Origin of the sequence: Massilia aurea (assembly GCF_024753205.1) — a bacterium.
Classification (GTDB): domain Bacteria; phylum Pseudomonadota; class Gammaproteobacteria; order Burkholderiales; family Burkholderiaceae_D; genus Telluria; species Telluria aurea.
This window is the reverse complement of the sequence record NZ_JANUGZ010000005.1, coordinates 194,119-212,393: the sequence shown is the minus strand read 5'-3', so window position 1 is coordinate 212,393 and position 18,275 is coordinate 194,119. Positions and strand designations below refer to the sequence as shown.

The following is an 18,275-nucleotide window of genomic DNA, read 5'->3' as shown; positions in this document are numbered from 1 at the left end:
GGGCTAAAAATTACCGCAGCTTGACGAGCAACCACGCCCCTAGCACGCTCTGGATCATGTGAAACACCTGCGACACGCCATGCATGACCGCAAACTGCGTCCAGTACGGCGACGCACGCACCCCGGCCTCACCAGCCAGCACGCGCAAATGCGCCATCCCGGGCTGCAAGCCCACGAAAATCACCAGCGCACACGCCAGCATCGCGATCACGAGCCAGCCCAGAAAGCGCCGGCGCTGCGGGGCAAGATCGGTCGAGCGCCACAGCAAGAGCGCCAGCACAACCGCACAGCCAATCGACAGCCACGCCTGGCGCGTGAGCAGCACGGCAACCAGATCACCTGCCTGCACGCTGCCGAGCACCTTGAACGCCGCTGGCGCCGCGATATAGCCCAGCGCCCACAGGCTGCCGGTCCACAGCGCGGCCACCAGCAGGCGTGCCGCCGGCAAGCGCCCTGCCCGGCCTGGTGCCTGACCTGCTGCGAGCCCCTGCGCGCCGCTGTCCATCAGATGTAGCGCACTTCCAGGATTTCGTATTCGCGCGGGCCGGACGGCGCCTGCACTTCAACGACGTCACCGGCGTATTTGCCGATCAGCGCGCGCGCGATTGGCGACGTGATCGAGACCTTGTTCATCTTGAGGTCGGCTTCATCCATACCGACGATCTGGTACGTGACCTTCTGGCTCGAATCGAGGTCTTCCAGGTCGACCGTGGCGGCGAACACCACGCGGCCTTCGGCGTCGAGCGTGGTCGGGTCGATCACCTGCGAGGTGCTCAGCTTGCTTTCCAGCTCAGCGATGCGGCCTTCGACGAACGCCTGGCGCTCCTTGGCGGCGTCGTATTCAGCGTTCTCGGACAGGTCGCCATGCGAACGCGCTTCGGCGATCGCGTCGATCACGCTGCGGCGTTCCTTCGTCTTGAGCTGGTGCAGCTCTTCTTTCAGGAGTTCTGCGCCGAATTTGGTCAGTGGTGTGGTCATGGTTCTCTGCTTGGTTTGTTTGACGGGTCCGCCAGGGCGGATAGTACCAACGCGACAAGAAAGCGAAAACCACAGAGGCACGCGGCGCCAAGGCCGCGCGAGCTCTGTGGTTGACTGGACTTCCAGTGTGACGGGTACTGCGTCTGCTTAGTTTAAGGTTTTATGCAGACCTTGTAAATCATACACACGCAGTTCGTCGATATGCGGCATGCCTTCGATGGCCGCTTCGGCGCCGGCGATCGTCGTGTAGGTCACCACGTGGGCGGCCAGTGCCGACGTGCGGATCGCACGCGAGTCGACGATGGCGCTGCGCTTTTCTTCCACGGTATTGACGACCATGACGATTTCGCGGTTCTTGATCATGTCGACGACATGCGGACGGCCTTCGAGCACCTTGTTCACGGCGCGCACCGGAATCCCGGCGGCGGCGATCACGGCAGCCGTGCCCTTGGTCGCGACCAGGTCGAAGCCCAGCGCCACCAGGTCACGCGCCACACTCGTTGCGCGCGGCTTGTCGGACGACTTCACCGACAGGAACACGGTGCCCGAACGCGGCAGCTTGATGCCGGCTGCCAGCTGCGACTTGACGAAGGCTTCGCCGAAGGTCATGCCCACGCCCATCACTTCACCGGTCGATTTCATCTCGGGGCCCAGGATGGTGTCAACGCCCGGGAATTTCACAAACGGGAACACGACTTCCTTCACGCTGAAGAACGGCGGGATCACTTCCTTCGTGATGCCCTGCTGCGCCAGCGTCTGGCCAACCATGCAGCGCGCGGCGATCTTCGCCAGCTGCAGGCCGGTGGCTTTCGACACGAACGGCACGGTACGCGACGCGCGTGGGTTCACTTCCAGCACGAACACGGTATCGACGGTCTGGCCGTTTTCTTCCTTCTGCTGGATCGCGAACTGCACGTTCATCAGGCCGACCACGTTCAGGGCCTTGGCCATCAGCGAGGTCTGGCGCTTGAGCTCATCGATGGTCGCCTGCGTCAGCGAGTACGGTGGCAGCGAGCAGGCCGAGTCGCCCGAGTGCACGCCAGCCTGTTCGATGTGTTCCATCACGCCGCCGATGAAGGTGGCTTCGCCGTCCGAGATGCAGTCGACGTCGACTTCGATGGCGTCGTTCAGGAAGCGGTCGAGCAGCACCGGCGAATCGTGCGAGACCTTGACCGCTTCGCGCATGTAGCGCTCGAGGTCACGCTGCTCGTGGACGATTTCCATCGCGCGGCCACCCAGCACGTACGATGGACGCACGACCAGCGGATACCCGATTTCTTCGGCCAGCGCCAGCGCGTCGGCTTCGGTGCGGGCGGTACGGTTTGGCGGCTGGCGCAGGCCCAGCTCTTGCAGCAGTTGCTGGAAACGCTCGCGGTCTTCGGCGGCGTCGATCATGTCCGGCGAGGTGCCGATGATCGGCACGCCGTTCGCTTCCAGGTCCAGCGCCAGTTTCAACGGGGTCTGGCCGCCATACTGGACGATCACGCCCACCGGCTTTTCGAGTTCGACGATTTCCAGCACGTCTTCCAGCGTCAGCGACTCGAAGTACAGGCGATCGGACGTGTCGTAGTCGGTCGAGACGGTCTCTGGGTTGCAGTTGACCATGATGGTCTCGTAGCCGTCTTCGCGCATTGCGAGGGCCGCGTGGACGCAGCAGTAGTCGAACTCGATGCCCTGGCCGATGCGGTTCGGACCGCCGCCCAGCACCATGATCTTCTTCTTGTCGGTCGGGTTCGACTCGCACTCTTCGTCGTACGTCGAGTACATGTACGCGGTGTTCGTCGAGAACTCGGCCGCGCAGGTGTCGACGCGCTTGTAGACCGGACGGATGTTCAGCGCATGACGGCGCGCGCGCACTTCTTCCGGCTTGACCTTCAGCAGGAAGGCCAGGCGACGGTCAGCAAAACCTTTTTGCTTGAGCTTGTACAGCAGCGGCTTGTCCAGACCTTCGAGCGTCTGCGTCTCGAGCCACAGCTCGATGTCGACGATTTCCTTGATCTGCACGAGGAACCACGGATCAATCTTGGTCAGGTTGTGCACTTCTTCGAGCGTGAAGCCCTGAGCAAACGCGTCGCCGACGTACCAGATGCGGTCGGGACCAGGCTCGCCCAATTCTTCTTCGATCTTTTCGCGGTCGCGCGTTTTTTCGTTCAGGCCATCGACACCCACTTCGAGGCCGCGCAGCGCTTTCTGGAACGATTCCTGGAAGGTGCGGCCCATGGCCATCACTTCGCCCACCGATTTCATCTGCGTGGTCAGGTGCTTGTCGGCGGTCGGGAATTTCTCGAACGTGAAGCGCGGGATCTTGACGACGACGTAGTCGATCGACGGTTCGAACGAGGCCGGCGTGGCGCCGCCCGTGATGTCGTTGCGCAGCTCGTCGAGCGTGTAGCCGACGGCCAGCTTGGCTGCGACCTTGGCGATCGGGAAGCCGGTGGCTTTCGAGGCCAGTGCCGACGAACGCGAGACGCGCGGGTTCATCTCGATGACGATCATGCGGCCGTCTTTCGGGTTGATCGCGAACTGCACGTTCGAGCCGCCCGTGTCGACGCCGATTTCACGCAGCACGTCGATCGACGCGTTACGCAGGATCTGGTATTCCTTGTCGGTCAGAGTCTGCGCCGGTGCGACGGTGATCGAGTCGCCCGTGTGCACGCCCATCGGATCGAGATTCTCGATCGAGCAGATGATGATGCAGTTGTCGTTCTTGTCGCGCACGACTTCCATCTCGTACTCTTTCCAACCGAGCAGCGACTCTTCGATGAGCAGCTCCGAGGTTGGCGAGGCTTCGAGGCCGCGCTTGCAGATCGCTTCGAATTCTTCTTCGTTGTAGGCGATGCCGCCGCCGCTGCCACCCATCGTGAACGACGGACGGATGATGGTCGGGAAGCCCATCTCGCGTTGCACGACCCACGATTCTTCCATCGTGTGCGCCACGCCCGAGCGCGCCGAACCCAGGCCGATCTTGGTCATCGCGTTCTTGAACTTCAGGCGGTCTTCGGCCTTGTCGATCGCTTCCGGCGTCGCGCCGATCAGCTCGACATTGTATTTCTCGAGCACGCCGTGGCGGTGCAGGTCGAGCGCGCAATTGAGCGCGGTCTGGCCGCCCATCGTCGGCAGGATCGCGTCCGGACGCTCTTTCTCGATGATGCGCTCGACAACCTTCCAGGTGATCGGCTCGATGTAGGTCACGTCCGCCGTTTCCGGGTCGGTCATGATCGTGGCCGGGTTCGAGTTGACCAGGATGACCTTGTAACCCTCTTCGCGCAGGGCCTTGCAGGCTTGCGCGCCGGAGTAGTCGAATTCGACGGCCTGGCCGATGACGATCGGGCCAGCGCCGATGATCAGGATGCTTTTAATGTCACTACGTTTTGGCATATTATTTTTTCTCCGCTGCTTGCATCAGGCCGATGAAGCGGTCAAACAGGTAGGCGACGTCGGTCGGCCCAGGCGAGGCTTCAGGGTGACCCTGGAAGCAGAACGCGGGTTTGTCGGTACGCTCGAAACCCTGCAGCGAACCGTCGAACAGCGACACGTGCGTGACGCGGCAGTTGGCCGGCAAGGTGGTCGGATCGACCGCAAAGCCGTGGTTCTGCGACGTGATCAGGACCTTCTTGGAATCGAGGTCCTGCACCGGGTGGTTCGCGCCGTGGTGGCCAAACTTCATCTTCATGGTCTTGGCGCCGGAAGCCAGCGCCATGATCTGGTGACCGAGGCAGATGCCGAAGGTCGGGATGCCTTTTTCGATCAGCTCGCGCGAGGCGGCGATGGCGTAGTCGCATGGTTCCGGGTCGCCCGGGCCATTGGCCAGGAAGATACCGTCCGGGTTCAGCGCCAGCGCGTCGGCGGCGGTGGACTGCGCCGGCAGCACGGTGACCTTGCAGCCGCGCTCGGCCAGCATGCGCAGGATGTTGCGCTTGACGCCGTAGTCGAAGGCGACCACGTGGTACTGGGGGTTGGTCTGCTTGCCAAAGCCTTCGCCCAGCTTCCATTCGGTTTCGGTGAATTCGTAGGCGTTCTTCACCGAGACGACCTTGGCCAGGTCCATGCCGGCCAAGCCCGGGAACGAGCGCGCCAGTTCGAGCGCTTGCGCGGTCGATGGCTCGGCGCCTTGCGCGGCGGTGAGGATCGCGCCGGCCTGGGCGCCCTTCTCGCGCAGGATGCGGGTCAGCTTGCGGGTATCGATGCCGGCAATCGCGACGACGTTCTCGGCCTTCAGGTAGTCGCCGAGCGACTGCGTCGAGCGGAAGTTGGAGGCCAGCAGCGGCAGGTCGCGAATGATCAAACCAGCGGCATGCACTTTCGATGCTTCCACGTCGGTCGTGTTGACGCCATAGTTACCGATGTGCGGGTAGGTCAGCGTGACGATCTGACGCGAATAGCTCGGGTCGGTAAGGATTTCCTGGTAGCCGGTCATGGCGGTGTTGAACACCACTTCGCCGGTCGTGTGACCGACGGCGCCGATGGAATAACCTTTGAAGATGGTCCCGTCAGCAAGGGCCAGAATGGCCGGAACAGAGGGGCCGGAAAAGAATGGCGGCAAGGGCAACTCCCGTAAAAGTTGCCGTAGCTGCGCCACGTCAGACCGACATCCAGCTAACCCCGCTGCACTGCTTGCGCCGGGTGTTGGAGGTCATGTTGAATGAGGGTTGGTGGGTATGCGCTACGGCGAAGTTTGAATTAGATAAACTTCCGAATTATAGCGCGTACAACGGCATTCGGCAATGCGGCGTTGCAGCAAATACGGGCGTAAATGATGTGCCCGTACGCTCCATTTACGCCGTGCCCAGGGCGGCGATACCGGCTTTGGCGATCTGCACATCCTCGTGCGATTTCACACCCGAGACGCCGACCGCGCCGATCACGTGACCATCGACGATGACGGGCACGCCGCCCTCGAGCATGCCTTCGAGCTTCGGCGCGCTGAGGAACGACATGCGGCCACCATTGATCACGTCTTCATACACCTTCGACTCGCGGCGGCCGAGCGCGGCCGTATTGGCCTTGCTGGGTGCGATGTGCGACGAGATCGGCGGCGCGCCGTCCAGGCGCTGCTGCCACAGCAGGTGGCCACCATCGTCGACGATGGCGATCGACACGGCCCAGCCATTGGCGAGGGCTTCGGCTTCGGCGGCAGCGCCGATCTGTTTGGCGTCCGCCAGGGTCAGGTAAGGTTTGGTGTTCATCGTGGGCTTTCTCAGGGAACTTGCTGTTTGAGTTTTAGTTTGGCCTTGATCTGCGGCATGGCGGCGGCAGCGGCCTGCTCGCCCGCCAGGATGGCCAGGTTGCGGCCACCGAAATCGCTCGATCCCATATTGCCCAACGCGGGCGTAATGACCACGTCGGCATCCTTGAGTTCGAAGTGATTCAGGCGCTGGCCCATGATCGAGAAGGTCTGCATCAGCACGTCGAGCGAACTGGCGGTGGCTGCGCCCTCGGTCGCGCTCGAGATATTGACCGCGATGATGAAATCGGCGCCCATGTCGCGCACGTAACGCACCGGCACCGGAGCGACCAGGCCGCCATCGACATAGCTCTTGTTGCCGATGACGACGGGCTGGAACACGCTCGGCACGCTGGAAGATGCGCGTACGGCCATGCCCGTATTGCCGCGGCTGAACAGGATGGGCTGACCCGTTTTCAGATCGGTGGCCACGGCGCCGAAGCGCAGTTTCAACTTCTCGATCGGCACGTTGTTGACGGCCTTGTTCACATAGCTCTGCAGCGCCTCGCCTTTCAGCAGGCCCGTCGATTTGCTGAACAGCGGCAGCGCCCAGTCGGAGATGGTGGCCTCGTCCATGGTCATGGCCGTCTTTTGCAGCGCAAAGCCGTTCACGCCCGACGCATACAGTGCGCCGACGACCGAGCCGGCGCTGGTGCCGACGACGATTTCCGGGTAGATGCCCTGGGCTTCGAGCGCCTTGATGACGCCGATATGGGCGAAGCCGCGCGCGGCGCCGCCACCGAGGGCCAGGCCGATACGAATTTTCTTGGGAGGCAATGGCGCCGCCTTGGGGGCGGCAACGGGAATGACGGGAGCCGGGGTCGGGGTGCTGCCGCAGGCGGCCAGCAACAGTGCGGCGCAGGCCACGAGGGAAGTACGTCGAGAGAGCATAGAGGAGGCCGATAAGAACGAGGCACGATTGTACATCGGCGCGTTCTTGCTGGCATGCCTCGGCGGGCACGACGGGGAGCCGGTGATTCGCTCCGCGCGGAGCAGTTGCAAAAATGTTTTGAAATGAGAATGATTCGCATTATAATTCCTGTCGCAATACTGCCCATCTGATCCGATCAACAACCACAAAGCGCTTACCATGACCAAAATTCTGCTCTCCTCCCTCGTCGCCATGCTGGTCGCCGCGCCTGCCGCACAGGCCCACCAAATCTGGTTCGAGCAGGACGGCAAGGCGGTCAAGCTGCAATTCGGTGAGTTCGCCCTGAACCAGCGCGAAACCACGCCGGGCCTGCTCGACAAGTTCGGCGCCCCGAGCGCGACGCTGCTGGGCGCCAAGGGCGAACGCACGCTCAAGCTGGACAAGACTGCCAAGGGCTATCTGGTCAGCGGCGCCACGCCGGCGGCGGGTGACGCGATCGTCGCTCAGGACAATGCCTACCCGAGCTGGGAAACAGATGAGAACGGCAAGAAGCTGAACCACATCTGGGTGCCGGCCGCGCGCATGGCCACCAGCTTCGCTGCGCAGCAGCCGAAACTGACGCTCGACCTCGTCCCGACCGGCAAGGCCGGCGAATTCAAGGTGTTCTACAAGGGCCAGCCACTGCCAAAAGCGAAGGTCAATGCCATTGTCCAGAGCGGCTGGGCCAAAGAAGCGGAGTCGGATGACAGCGGCGTCGTCAAGTTCGACATGCCATGGAAAGGCCTGTATGTGCTGGAAACCGAGCACACCGACAAGACGGCGGGCGAGCGCGCCGGCCTGCAATACGCAACGTCCAGCTACACCACGTCGCTGAGCGTCGTGCAGCCGAAGGGCATCGCGGCCGTCGCGGCTGGCCCAGCCATGGCGCCAAGCGCCGAACACTGATCCGGCTCACCGTGTATCCAGTGACGCCATCCGTCGTCTGAAGAAAGGCCCGGGCTCATGACCACGATCACCTGGCGCTACCGTGGCGGCGTCACCGCCCGCGCGGTGGCCGCGATCGGCGGCGGCTACGTGCTCGCAGCGCTTGCCGGCGCACTGATTGCACTGGCGCTGCCGCTGCCGCGCGCCGATGCCGTCACCATCGCCACGCTGCTGGCGTTCGTCATCTATCCCTGCGTGATCCTGTGGGTATTTGCCACGCGCAGCGCGCTGCGCGCCTGCGTTGGCGTGGCTGCAACGTGCGCGGTGCTGGGGATGGTCTTGTGGCTGGTCGGAGGAACGGCATGAAGGACGGCTTGCGGCAATCGATGGCGTGGGTGCATACGTGGGCTGGCCTGCTCGTCTGCTGGCTGCTGCTGCTGGTGTTCATGGGCGGCACAGCGGCGTATTACCGGCACGAGATCACGTTCTGGATGAAGCCCGAGCTGCACGCGGCAGCCGCTGCGCCGGCCACGCTCTCCCCGGCGCAGTCGGCGCAACTAGCGGTGCGCACGTTGCAGGAGCGCGCGCCCAATGCGACGCGCTGGACGATCGACCTGCCCGACGAGCGCAATCCGCTGATCCAGGCCGCCTGGCAGAATCCGCCGAAAAAAGACATGACGCGCCAAGAGCGCCGCAATGCGCTGCGCGACCAGAATGTCACGCTCGATCCGTCTAGTGGTCTGCAAACGACCAAACCGCGCGACACCCGTGGCGGAGACTTCCTGTACCGCCTGCACTTCGACCTGCACTACATGCCGGCGATCTGGGGCCGCTGGATTGTCGGCATTGGCGCGATGTTCATGCTGGTGGCGATCATCAGCGGCGTGATCACGCACAAGCGCATCTTCAAGGACTTCTTCACGTTCCGGCCAAAGAAAGGCCAGCGCTCGTGGCTGGATGCGCACAACGCGACCGCCGTGCTGGCGCTGCCGTTCCACCTGATGATCACCTACACGGGCATCGTGACGCTGATGTTCATCTACATGCCCGCGCCCACCAAGGCGCTGTACGGCGCCGAGCAGAACACCATGTTCAGCGACGTGTTTGGCAACTTTGAGCGCGGCAAGCCGGCGGACATCGCCGCGCCGCTGGCCGATATCGCACCGATGCTGCAGCAGGCCGAGCGGGCGTGGGGCGTGACGCCATCGCGCGTGGCGATCAGCCATCCGAACGATTCGGCCGCGCGCGTAGAACTGTATCGCCCGTCGGGCCAGCAGTTGTCGAACCTCGAACCGGCAATGACGTTCGATGGCGTCAGCGGCGCTCTGGTGTCGGCAACGCCGCCGCTGAGCACGGCGCTCGCCACGCGCGCCGCCATCTATGGCATGCACCTAGCGCACTTTGCCGATCCCCTGCTGCGCGCGCTGTTCTTCGTGTGCGGCCTGGCTGGTTCTGCGATGGTCGCCACCGGCGCGCTGTTGTGGGGCGTGCGGGAACGCCAGTCGTACGCCAAGATCGTGGCCAACGGCGGACGCGTCGGCTTCGGCGTGCGGCTGGTCGACGCACTGAACATCGGCGCCATCGCCGGCCTGCCGATCGCGTTAGCCGCCTTCTTCTGGGCCAACCGCCTGCTGCCGATGGACATGGCCCAACGCGCCAGCGCCGAAGCCAACTGGTTCTTCATCGCCTGGGCCGCCGCCGCCCTCCTCGCCCAGATCCGGCCGACACGCGCGATGTGGCGCTTCCAGCTAACGGTGGGCGCGGTGATGCTGGCAGGCATCCCTGTGCTGAACGTGTTCACGACCCATTCGCACCTGGGCGTGTCGCTGTTCGGCGGCCCAGGCCTGCGGCCGGTGGCGGCGTTCGACATCGTCGTCCTGATACTGGGCACATTGCTGGGCTGGGCCGCCTGGTGGCTGGGGCACAAAGCCAAAAAGAAAGCAGCGAAAAAGCAGACGGCGGCTGACGCCGGATCGACCTCGACCATGGAGCCCGTATGAGCATGCTATTCCTCAGCAGCGTTTCCCTCGCCTTCAGCGCATTCGCCGCCAAAGGCATCGTGATGGACCGCCACTACGCCGACCTGCACGGCCGCGGCAAGGAGCCAGCGCCAGCGCTGAGAATGCGCATGCGCACACTGGCCTGGTTGGGCCTGGCACTCTCCTTCGCCGCCTGCATCGCCGCCCGCGGCTGGCACGTCGGCCCGGTGCTGTGGTGCGGCATCCTGTCAGTCGCCGCCTGGACGGTGGCCGCCATGCTCCAATACGCCCCCCGCAAAGTCGCCCAAGGCGCCTGGATCGGCATCCCGGCAGCCGCCCTGACCACCGCCCTCCTCCTGCTACCCTAACATCCGGAACAATTAGGGTCAGAGTCGAATTATTGGCCAATTTCCCACTCGCACCACGACGTTTTACCGAGCCTCAATGTCCTAGCCTCAGCTTGCCCAAAAGACAATTAGGGTCAGAGTCGAATTGTTTGACAACTTTCGAAGTTGCTCATTAATTCGACTCTGACCCTCATTTTTTTCCGGTCAAAAAAGCCGAAAAAAGTACCTCAATCTATTGAGCGATGGCTTTGCTTGCTCGTGCCCATCGTTCTAGTCAAAATCAATTGTTCTTCTCACTAAAACACCGAAAAAACAATGAGGGTCAGAGTCGAATTGTTTGACAACTTTCGAAGTTGCTCATTAATTCGACTCTGACCCTCATTGTCTCAAACAAACGTTTCCGTTCAATTTGTGGTCAACCGGAAGATCTCCCCAGCATGTCACAAAGTTGTCAAACAATTCGACTCTGACCCCAATTGTAGGGCAATTGCTTTTGGGGTCGGAGGGTTATGCTGGCAGGGATGTGTTGGGGAGCGTGGCGGCGAAGGTGCTGCCTTTGCCTGGTTGGGAGGTGATCGTCAGCTTGCCGCCGTGGCGCAGCAGCACGTGCTTGACGATGGCCAGGCCCAGGCCCGTGCCCTGCGTTTCGCGCGAGCGGCTCTTGTCCACGCGGTAGAAACGCTCGGTCAGGCGCGGGATGTGTTCCGGGTCGATGCCGATGCCGCAGTCGGTCACGGCAAACGCCAGCGCATCGGGGCCGCGCGACCACGCCAGGCGGATCGTGCCGCCGTTGGGCGAGTAGCGCACCGCGTTCGACGCCAGGTTGGCAAAAGCGCTCCGCAGCTCTTCCATGCTGCCCATCACGTCCGGGCCATCCACCGCCACCTCGATCGTGTGCCGGCCGCCCGACAGCGCGCGCGCTTCGGCGGCGATCGATTCGACCAGAAGCTTGATATCCACCCGCTCGCGCTTGAGCGGGAATTCGTCCGACTCCAGCCGCGACAGGGTCAGCATGTCCTGGATCAGCCGCTGCATCCGCTGCGCCTGCTCGGTCATCAAGCTCAGGTGCGCCGTGCGCGTGGTCACGTCCAGGCCCGGATCGGCCATCGCGATTTCGAGGAAGCCCACGATCACCGTCAGCGGCGTCCTCAGCTCGTGCGAGGCGTTGGCAATGAAGTCGCGCCGCATCGCTTCGATCCGCTCGGTATCGGTCGCGTCGTGCGTGACCAGGATCTGGCGCCGGTTCTCGAACGGGATGATGCGGCATTCGATCTTGCGGCCCCTGAACGCCAGCGTCAGCGGCTGCTCGTAGCGGCCCAGGATGATGTAATCGATGAAGTCGGGATGGCGCACCAGATTGGTCACGCGCAAGCCCTTGTCGCGCTCCATCGTCAAACCCAGATGCCGCTCGAGCGCCGGGTTGCACCACTCCAGAAACAGTACGTCGTCCATGATCGCGACGCCTTCCGGCAGCAGGTGCATCGCCTGGCGGAAACGGGCCAGCCATTCGGTGAGTTCAGCCTGGTGCTTCTTGTCGTCGCGCCGCAGGTGGTACAGGCGCGCGAACGCTTCCGTCCAGGCGCCCCACCCGTCCGGCAGGCGCGTCTCTTGCGGATGCTCGAGCCATTCGCCCAGCTTTTGCAGATAGGACAGCTGCACGATGATGGCCGTGACAGCAGCAGCCAGCGCCAGCGACAGCCCGACCACCAGCCCCATCCACCACCAGACGAGGCCCGCAAAGGCAAACAACAGCCCCAGGCGCAACAGCGCCGGGACCCAGAACAGCAACTTGGGATTCATCGCGTCCTTCGACACAGACTATTTTTCGGACAGCATGTAGCCGACGCTGCGCACCGTGCGGATCAGGCCATCGGCCGATTTCAGCGCCTTGCGCAGTCGTAGCACGTGCACGTCGACCGTGCGCTCTTCGATCACCGCATGGTCGCCCCACACCTTGTCGAGCAACTGGGCGCGTGAAAACACGCGCTCGCGGTGCGCCAGCAGGTACTTGAGCAGCTTGTATTCAGCGTTGCCGATGTCGATCTGCTGGTTCTCGACCGTCACGGTGCAGCTGTTCGGATCGAGCGTTACGCTGCCGGCGCGCAGCGGCGCTTCGGCCAGGTGCGGGCTCTTGCGGCGCAGCAGCGCGCGCGAACGGGCCAGCAGTTCGCGCGGCGAGAACGGCTTGGTGATGTAGTCGTCAGCGCCGCTGTTCAGGCCCGCCAGCTTGTCTTCTTCCATGCTCTTGGCGGTCAGCATGATGACCGGCAGCTCCTGGAAATCGCGGTCGGCGCGAATACGCGACAGCAAGCGCAGGCCGCTCTGGTCGGGCAGCATCCAGTCCAGCAGCAGCAGGTCAGGCTTGCCCCGGCTGATGCTGTCCCAGGCGCCGGCCGCCGTATCGGCCGTGCGGATTTCCCAGCCTGCTTCGCGCAGCGAATAGGTCACCAGTTCGACGATCGCCGGCTCATCCTCGACCACGAGGACGGAGGTGGTGTCAGCCATGCTCACAGTACCGGCGGCTCACCGAGCGTCGGCTTGCTGTGGCGGATGTCGCGGCCTTCGACCACGTAGATCACGTATTCGGCGATGTTCTTGGCATGGTCGCCGATGCGCTCGATGGCCTTGGCCACCCACAGCGTGTCGAGCGCCGACGAAATCGTGCGCGGGTCTTCCATCATGAACGTGACCATCGTGCGCAGGATGACGCGGAACTCGTGGTCGACCACTTCGTCGCCCGCGATGATCTGCAAGGCCTGCTTGCCGTCCAGGCGCGCGAACGCGTCGAGCGAATCGTGCAGCAGTTCGGACGTCGCCTTGGCGATCGTGCGGATCATGTCGAAATGGGCAAAGCCCGTCGCGCCCCGCTCGTGCAGGCTTTTCGCCGTGCGCGCAACCTTGGTCGCTTCGTCGCCAATGCGCTCGAGGTCGGTGATCACCTTGATGGTGGCCATCACGGTGCGCAGGTCGTTCGCGGTCGGCTGGCGTTTCACGATCAGGTGGCTGCAGGCGTCGTCCAGCGCGACTTCAAGCTGGTTGACGGCCTGGTCTTCGGCCATCACGCGCTCGGCGCGTGCGATGTCGCCGATGCGGAAGCATTCCAGCGCTTCTTCGAACTGGGTTTCCACCATGCCGCCCATCAGCAAGACCTGGGAACGGATCCCTTCGAGTTCCTGGTCGTACTGCTTGGATGAATGCTCGCCTGTCATACAAACTCTCCGTCAATATTCTTGTGAAGCCGTCCGCAGGGACGGCCGAAAAAGGTCAGCCAGCTCGATCAGCCGAAGCGGCCGGTAATGTAATCCTGCGTTTCCTTGCGCGCCGGCTTCATGAAGATCTGGTCGGTCTCGCCGAATTCGACCAGTTCGCCCAGGTACATATAGGCGGTGTAGTCGGAGCAGCGCGCGGCCTGTTGCATATTGTGGGTCACGATCGTGATCGTGTAATCCTGCTTGAGTTCGCTGATCAGTTCTTCGATCTTGGCGGTCGAGATCGGGTCCAGCGCCGAGGTCGGCTCATCGAGCAAGAGCACATCGGGCTTGACTGCCACGCCACGCGCGATGCACAGGCGCTGCTGCTGGCCGCCCGACAGCGACAGGCCGCTCTTGGACAGCTTGTCCTTGGCTTCTTCCCACAGCGCCGCCTTTTTCAGGGCCCACTCGACGCGCTCGTCCATCTCGCCTTTCGACAGGTTTTCGTACAGGCGCACGCCGAACGCGATGTTGTCGTAGATCGACATCGGGAACGGGGTCGGCTTCTGGAACACCATGCCGACCTTGGCGCGCAGCATGTTCACGTCGACGCCTGCGTCGAGGATATTGCCGCCGCGGTACATGATCTTGCCTTCGGCGCGCTGGCCCGGGTACAGGTCGTACATCCGGTTCAGGGTACGCAGCAGCGTCGACTTGCCGCAGCCCGACGGGCCGATGAAGGCCGTGACCTGCTTGGCGTGGATGTCGAGGCTGACATTCTTCAGACTCTGCGTTTTACCGTAAAAGAAGTTCAGGCCTTCGATTTCGATCGTCTTGGCTTTGGCCGCAGCCGGGGTCGGAGTCGTATTGAGCATGGCTTGGTTCATCACTTTATCGTTTATCAGAGTGAATTAATTCGGGGTTTTTTGGCTGAACAACGTACGCGACAGGATGTTCAGCAACAACACGGTCGTGGTCACAAGCAATGCACCGGCCCAGGCCAGCGAGCGCCAGTCATCGTACGGGCTCATGGCGTAGGTGTAGATCACCACCGGCAGGTTGGCCAGCGGCGCATTCATGTCATGGCTGTAGAACTGGTTGTTCAGCGCGGTGAACAGCAGCGGCGCGGTTTCACCGGTAACGCGGGCCACGGCCAGCAGCACGCCAGTGACGACGCCAGCCTTCACGGCGCGCAGGCGCACGGTCAGAGCCACTTTCCAGTGCGGCGCGCCCAGCGCATACGCCGCTTCGAGCAGGCTGGGGGGTACCAGGCGCAGCATATTGTCGGTGGTGCGCACGACGACCGGAATCGCGATCAGCGACAGCGCGATCGTGCCGGCGTAGCCCGAGAAGTGCTGGACCTTGGCGACGTAGATCGCATACACGAACAGGCCAATCACGATCGACGGGGCCGACAGCATGATGTCGGTCACGAAGCGCGTGACTTGCGCGAACTTGTTGTTCTCGCCGTATTCGGCCAGATAGATACCGGCCAGGATGCCGACCGGCGTGCTGATCAGCGTCGACAGACCGACCATCATCACGCTGCCCAGAATCGCATTGCGCAAGCCGCCACCAGGCGTGCCCGGGGCCGGAGTGTCGGCCGTGAACAGCGTGGCCGACAGGCCGCCCAGGCCGTTGTACAGCAGCGTGAACAGGATCCAGGCCAGGAAGGCCAGACCGATGCCCATCGCGCACACCGACAGCGTGATGCCGATGCGGTGCGCCAGCAGGCGCCGGCGGTATACCGGGTTCTTGGAAGGGGTATTCATCTCAGTTGCCATCTTATTTCGTGCCTTCGTTACGGGACATACCGAGCAGCATGATCTTGGCCGCCGACAGCACGATGAACGTGATGCCAAACAGGATCAGTGCCAGCGCAAACAGCGACGACGAGTGCAGCGTGCTGGCCGCTTCGGCAAATTCGTTGGCAAGCGTCGACGAAATCGAATTGCCTGGCGAGAACAGCGAGGCCGACAGCGAGTGCGCGTTACCAATCACAAAGGTCACGGCCATCGTCTCACCCAGCGCGCGGCCCAAGCCCAGCATGACGCCGCCCACCACACCGTTGCGGGTGTATGGCAGCACGACCTTGCGCACCACTTCCCAGCGGGTGCAACCGAGGCCATACGCCGATTCCTTCAGCACGGTCGGCACGATCTCGAACACATCGCGCATCACCGAGGCAATGAACGGGATGATCATGATTGCCAGGATCAGGCCGGCGGTCATGATGCCGATGCCCATCGTCGGACCCTGGAAGATAACGCCGATCACCGGCAACTGGCCGATGGTTTCTTTCAGCAGCGGCTGCACGTGGTCGGCGAACATCGGCGCGAACACAAACAGGCCCCACATGCCGTAGATGATCGACGGCACGCCGGCGAGCAGCTCGACGGCGGTGCCCAGCGGGCGACGCAGCCAGGCCGGGCAGATCTCGGTCAGGAACAGTGCGATACCGAAGCTGATCGGGAAGGCCACGGCCAGCGCGATGATCGAGGTGGCCAGCGTGCCCCAGATGGCGATCATGGCGCCGAACTCGTCGTTCACCGGATCCCACTCGACGCGGGTGATGAAGCCCGGGCCAAACTGCGAGAACGCCGGCGCGGCGCCGATGGCCAGCGAGATGATGATCCCGATCAGCACCGCCAGGACCGTGGCAGCAAACAGCAGCGTGATTTTGTGGAAGAAGAAGTCCTGGATACGCTGGTTGCGCATCGTCGTGCGCAGTGCAGCGTAACGACGGGCGTCTTCGGCTGCAGCCTGTTCAGGCAGGTCCTGCACGGACAAGGATGGGTGGGCGCTCATATGTGTGGAAGACTCGCTATAAGACTCGTAATCAATATCGTTTTGTCAATATCGCTGGCATGCAGAAGGACCGGTCGGGCCGGTCCTTCGATGGTGAAGAGGTATGGATTACCAAAGCGCCTTGCCGGTGGTGTCTTTCAGATTGGTACGCCAGGCGTCCTGCACGAGCTTGATGACCGGCGCAGGCATCGGCACGTAGTCGAGTTCAGCGGCCGAGGCGGCGCCATTCTTGTACGACCAGTCGAAGAACTTCAGCACTTCCTTGCCCTTGGCCGCGTCCTGGGCCTTGTGCACGAGGATGTACGACGCGCCCGTGACTGGCCAGCTGTCCTTGCCCGGCTGGTCGGTCAGGATGACCGCAAAGCCCGGGGTGCCCGACCAGTTGGCGCCAGCGGCGGCGGCCTTGAAGGCGTCGTCGCTCGGTTGCAGGAACACGCCATCCTTGTTCTGGAGCTGGGTGTGCGACATCTTGTTCTTTTTGGCGTAGGCCCACTCGACGTAGCCGATGCCGCCCTTGATGCGCTGCACGTTGGCGGCCACGCCTTCGTTGCCCTTGCCGCCCACGCCCACTGCCCACTTGACGGTGGTGCCGGCGCCGACCTTGGTCTTCCATTCCGGGCTCGACTTCGACAGGAAATCGGTCCACAGGAACGAGGTGCCCGAGCTGTCAGCGCGGCGCACGACGGTGATGTCGGCGTCCGGCAGTTTGACGCCCGGGTTCAGCGCGGCGATCTGCGGCGCGTTCCACTTGACGATCTTGCCCATGTAGATGTCGGCGATGACGGCGCCGCTCAGTTTCATCTGGCCAGGAGCGATGCCCGCCAGGTTGACGATCGGCACGACGCCGCCCATCACGGCCGGGAACTGGAACAGGCCGGCGGCGTTGAGTTCAGCGGCTGCCAGTGGCATGTCGGACGCGCCGAAGTCGACGGTCTTGGCCTTGATCTGCTTGATGCCGGCGCCGGAACCGACCGACTGGTAATTCAGGCCATTGCCCGATGCTGCCTTGTACAGCTCGGCCCATTTGGCGTAGATCGGATAAGGGAACGTCGCGCCTGCGCCGGTGATGTTGGCGGCTTGGGCGGTTGCGGTGAATGCCGAAGCGGCGACGGCGATCGAAACGAAGAGATGCTTCATGCGCATATCTGATCCTCTGAAAATAGAACGACGGGACGATCCCGCTGACGATGAAGCGCAGTCTAGCGGGCGAATATGACAAGTTCATGACATATTCTGAAATGTGACACGAACATGACACGGCCGCAAGCATGGCATTGCCGGTGGGGACGCGGCGCGCGGCTGGGCGATCACCGATATTTTCGAGCGTCGCCAGCCTTGTAAATACCGTATCAGCTGCTACCCTGAAGTGTCGTTTTCACATGGAGGGGATGCCCAACGGCGTTGATGATTGTATGCTGGACATGATGGTCATGGGGATTCTGGGCGGGCTGGCTGCACTGGTCGCGTTCGAGATCTACCAGGAAGTACGTGGAAGTTCCAGGCAACTCGAAGACCGCTATCACGAATAGCGACAAACCTGCTCAGCGGGTCAGACAGCAAGCGGTGAGGCCCCAGGGTGCTCGCCGCTTGTAGCATGGTGCGTCGAGATCAGCGCAGGAAGCGCGCCAGCGCCGTCACGGCTGCCAGGTCAAGGCTCTGGAACTTGAACCCCACCTTGTACTCACCGCCGCTGAAAATGCAGTGCAGCGCTTTGGCATGGGCGTCGATCGTCGTGAAGCGGCCGTCGATCATCAGGTCGAAACGCAACTGGCCGGCGAGCCCGACCGGCACCGGGTCGGGAATGTTGACACTGATGCCGTTGGTGCTGACATCGACGCTCTTGCCGGTGAATGGTGCCCGGCCGTCGATGGCCAGCAAGACTTTGGTACGCAATACTTTGCGCGGGGACTGCCTCTGCTCTTGTAACACGTGTTTCCCATGATGCCTGATAAG

General features: G+C 62.9%; 18 protein-coding genes. 4 read left to right on the top strand and 14 right to left on the bottom strand.

The genetic code is table 11. From position 1 onward, the window contains the following. Positions 1 to 10 precede the first annotated feature (10 nt). The 6 genes from NX775_RS20195 to NX775_RS20170 all read right to left on the bottom strand — a co-directional run bounded on the left by NX775_RS20195 (position 11) and on the right by NX775_RS20170 (position 7,093). Complete coding sequence (locus NX775_RS20195) at positions 11 to 505, bottom strand: DUF4149 domain-containing protein (protein WP_258837586.1); 495 nt, start codon at positions 503 to 505, stop codon at positions 11 to 13. Then, the gene (greA, locus tag NX775_RS20190; protein WP_183551119.1) at positions 505 to 978 is read right to left on the bottom strand and encodes a transcription elongation factor GreA; all 474 of its coding nucleotides are present in this window, start codon (positions 976 to 978) and stop codon (positions 505 to 507) included. Before greA ends, NX775_RS20195 begins: the two co-directional genes overlap by 1 nt. 147 nt (positions 979 to 1,125) lie before the next feature. After that, on the bottom strand, positions 1,126 to 4,356 hold the full coding sequence (gene carB, locus NX775_RS20185) for a carbamoyl-phosphate synthase large subunit (RefSeq protein ID WP_258837585.1): 3,231 nt from the start codon (positions 4,354 to 4,356) through the stop codon (positions 1,126 to 1,128). A 1-nt stretch (position 4,357) separates the two neighbouring features. After that, a complete protein-coding gene (carA, locus tag NX775_RS20180) occupies positions 4,358 to 5,521 on the bottom strand; it encodes a glutamine-hydrolyzing carbamoyl-phosphate synthase small subunit (protein ID WP_258837584.1) in 1,164 nt (387 codons plus the stop codon). Positions 5,522 to 5,753: 232 nt separating this feature from the next. Continuing rightward, positions 5,754 to 6,164, bottom strand: coding sequence for a GlcG/HbpS family heme-binding protein (locus NX775_RS20175; RefSeq protein WP_258837583.1), 411 nt, complete (start codon positions 6,162 to 6,164; stop codon positions 5,754 to 5,756). 11 nt (positions 6,165 to 6,175) lie between these two features. Continuing rightward, on the bottom strand, positions 6,176 to 7,093 hold the full coding sequence (locus tag NX775_RS20170; RefSeq protein ID WP_258837582.1) for a patatin-like phospholipase family protein: 918 nt from the start codon (positions 7,091 to 7,093) through the stop codon (positions 6,176 to 6,178). A gap of 199 nt (positions 7,094 to 7,292) precedes the next feature. Here NX775_RS20170 and NX775_RS20165 point away from each other — a divergent pair, with 199 nt between their 5' ends. From NX775_RS20165 to NX775_RS20150, 4 genes are read left to right on the top strand one after another with little or no spacing between them, the layout of a single operon-like run. After that, positions 7,293 to 8,018 (top strand): DUF4198 domain-containing protein, encoded by a 726-nt coding sequence (locus NX775_RS20165; RefSeq protein WP_258837581.1) that lies wholly within the window; start codon positions 7,293 to 7,295, stop codon positions 8,016 to 8,018. Between the two features lie 57 nt (positions 8,019 to 8,075). Further along, a complete protein-coding gene (locus tag NX775_RS20160) occupies positions 8,076 to 8,363 on the top strand; it encodes a DUF3649 domain-containing protein (protein WP_258837580.1) in 288 nt (95 codons plus the stop codon). Then, positions 8,360 to 9,997 carry a PepSY-associated TM helix domain-containing protein gene (locus NX775_RS20155; RefSeq protein ID WP_258837579.1) on the top strand — a complete coding sequence of 546 codons (1,638 nt, stop codon included), beginning with the start codon at positions 8,360 to 8,362 and terminating at the stop codon, positions 9,995 to 9,997. The genes NX775_RS20160 and NX775_RS20155 overlap by 4 nt, the downstream gene beginning before the upstream one ends. Then, complete coding sequence (locus NX775_RS20150) at positions 9,994 to 10,344, top strand: DUF3325 domain-containing protein (protein ID WP_258837578.1); 351 nt, start codon at positions 9,994 to 9,996, stop codon at positions 10,342 to 10,344. Before NX775_RS20155 ends, NX775_RS20150 begins: the two co-directional genes overlap by 4 nt. A gap of 486 nt (positions 10,345 to 10,830) precedes the next feature. Here NX775_RS20150 and phoR read toward each other — a convergent pair whose 3' ends face one another. The 8 genes from phoR to NX775_RS20110 form a co-directional block, all read right to left on the bottom strand. Next, positions 10,831 to 12,123, bottom strand: coding sequence for a phosphate regulon sensor histidine kinase PhoR (gene phoR / locus NX775_RS20145; RefSeq protein ID WP_258837577.1), 1,293 nt, complete (start codon positions 12,121 to 12,123; stop codon positions 10,831 to 10,833). Between the two features lie 18 nt (positions 12,124 to 12,141). Further along, positions 12,142 to 12,828: a response regulator gene (locus NX775_RS20140; protein ID WP_258837576.1), complete on the bottom strand. Its 687-nt coding sequence runs from the start codon at positions 12,826 to 12,828 to the stop codon at positions 12,142 to 12,144. Positions 12,829 to 12,830: 2 nt separating this feature from the next. Then, positions 12,831 to 13,532 (bottom strand): phosphate signaling complex protein PhoU, encoded by a 702-nt coding sequence (gene phoU / locus NX775_RS20135; RefSeq protein ID WP_183551093.1) that lies wholly within the window; start codon positions 13,530 to 13,532, stop codon positions 12,831 to 12,833. Positions 13,533 to 13,600: 68 nt separating this feature from the next. Continuing rightward, a complete protein-coding gene (gene pstB / locus NX775_RS20130) occupies positions 13,601 to 14,389 on the bottom strand; it encodes a phosphate ABC transporter ATP-binding protein PstB (protein WP_258837575.1) in 789 nt (262 codons plus the stop codon). A gap of 36 nt (positions 14,390 to 14,425) precedes the next feature. Next, positions 14,426 to 15,286, bottom strand: coding sequence for a phosphate ABC transporter permease PstA (pstA, locus tag NX775_RS20125; protein WP_258837574.1), 861 nt, complete (start codon positions 15,284 to 15,286; stop codon positions 14,426 to 14,428). Between the two features lie 13 nt (positions 15,287 to 15,299). After that, entirely contained in the window at positions 15,300 to 16,322 is a 1,023-nt protein-coding gene (pstC, locus tag NX775_RS20120; protein WP_258837573.1) for a phosphate ABC transporter permease subunit PstC, read from the bottom strand. Between the two features lie 108 nt (positions 16,323 to 16,430). Continuing rightward, positions 16,431 to 17,465, bottom strand: coding sequence for a phosphate ABC transporter substrate-binding protein PstS (gene pstS / locus NX775_RS20115; RefSeq protein ID WP_183551084.1), 1,035 nt, complete (start codon positions 17,463 to 17,465; stop codon positions 16,431 to 16,433). Positions 17,466 to 17,930: 465 nt separating this feature from the next. Then, positions 17,931 to 18,251: a PilZ domain-containing protein gene (locus NX775_RS20110; RefSeq protein WP_258837572.1), complete on the bottom strand. Its 321-nt coding sequence runs from the start codon at positions 18,249 to 18,251 to the stop codon at positions 17,931 to 17,933. Positions 18,252 to 18,275: the final 24 nt, after the last annotated feature.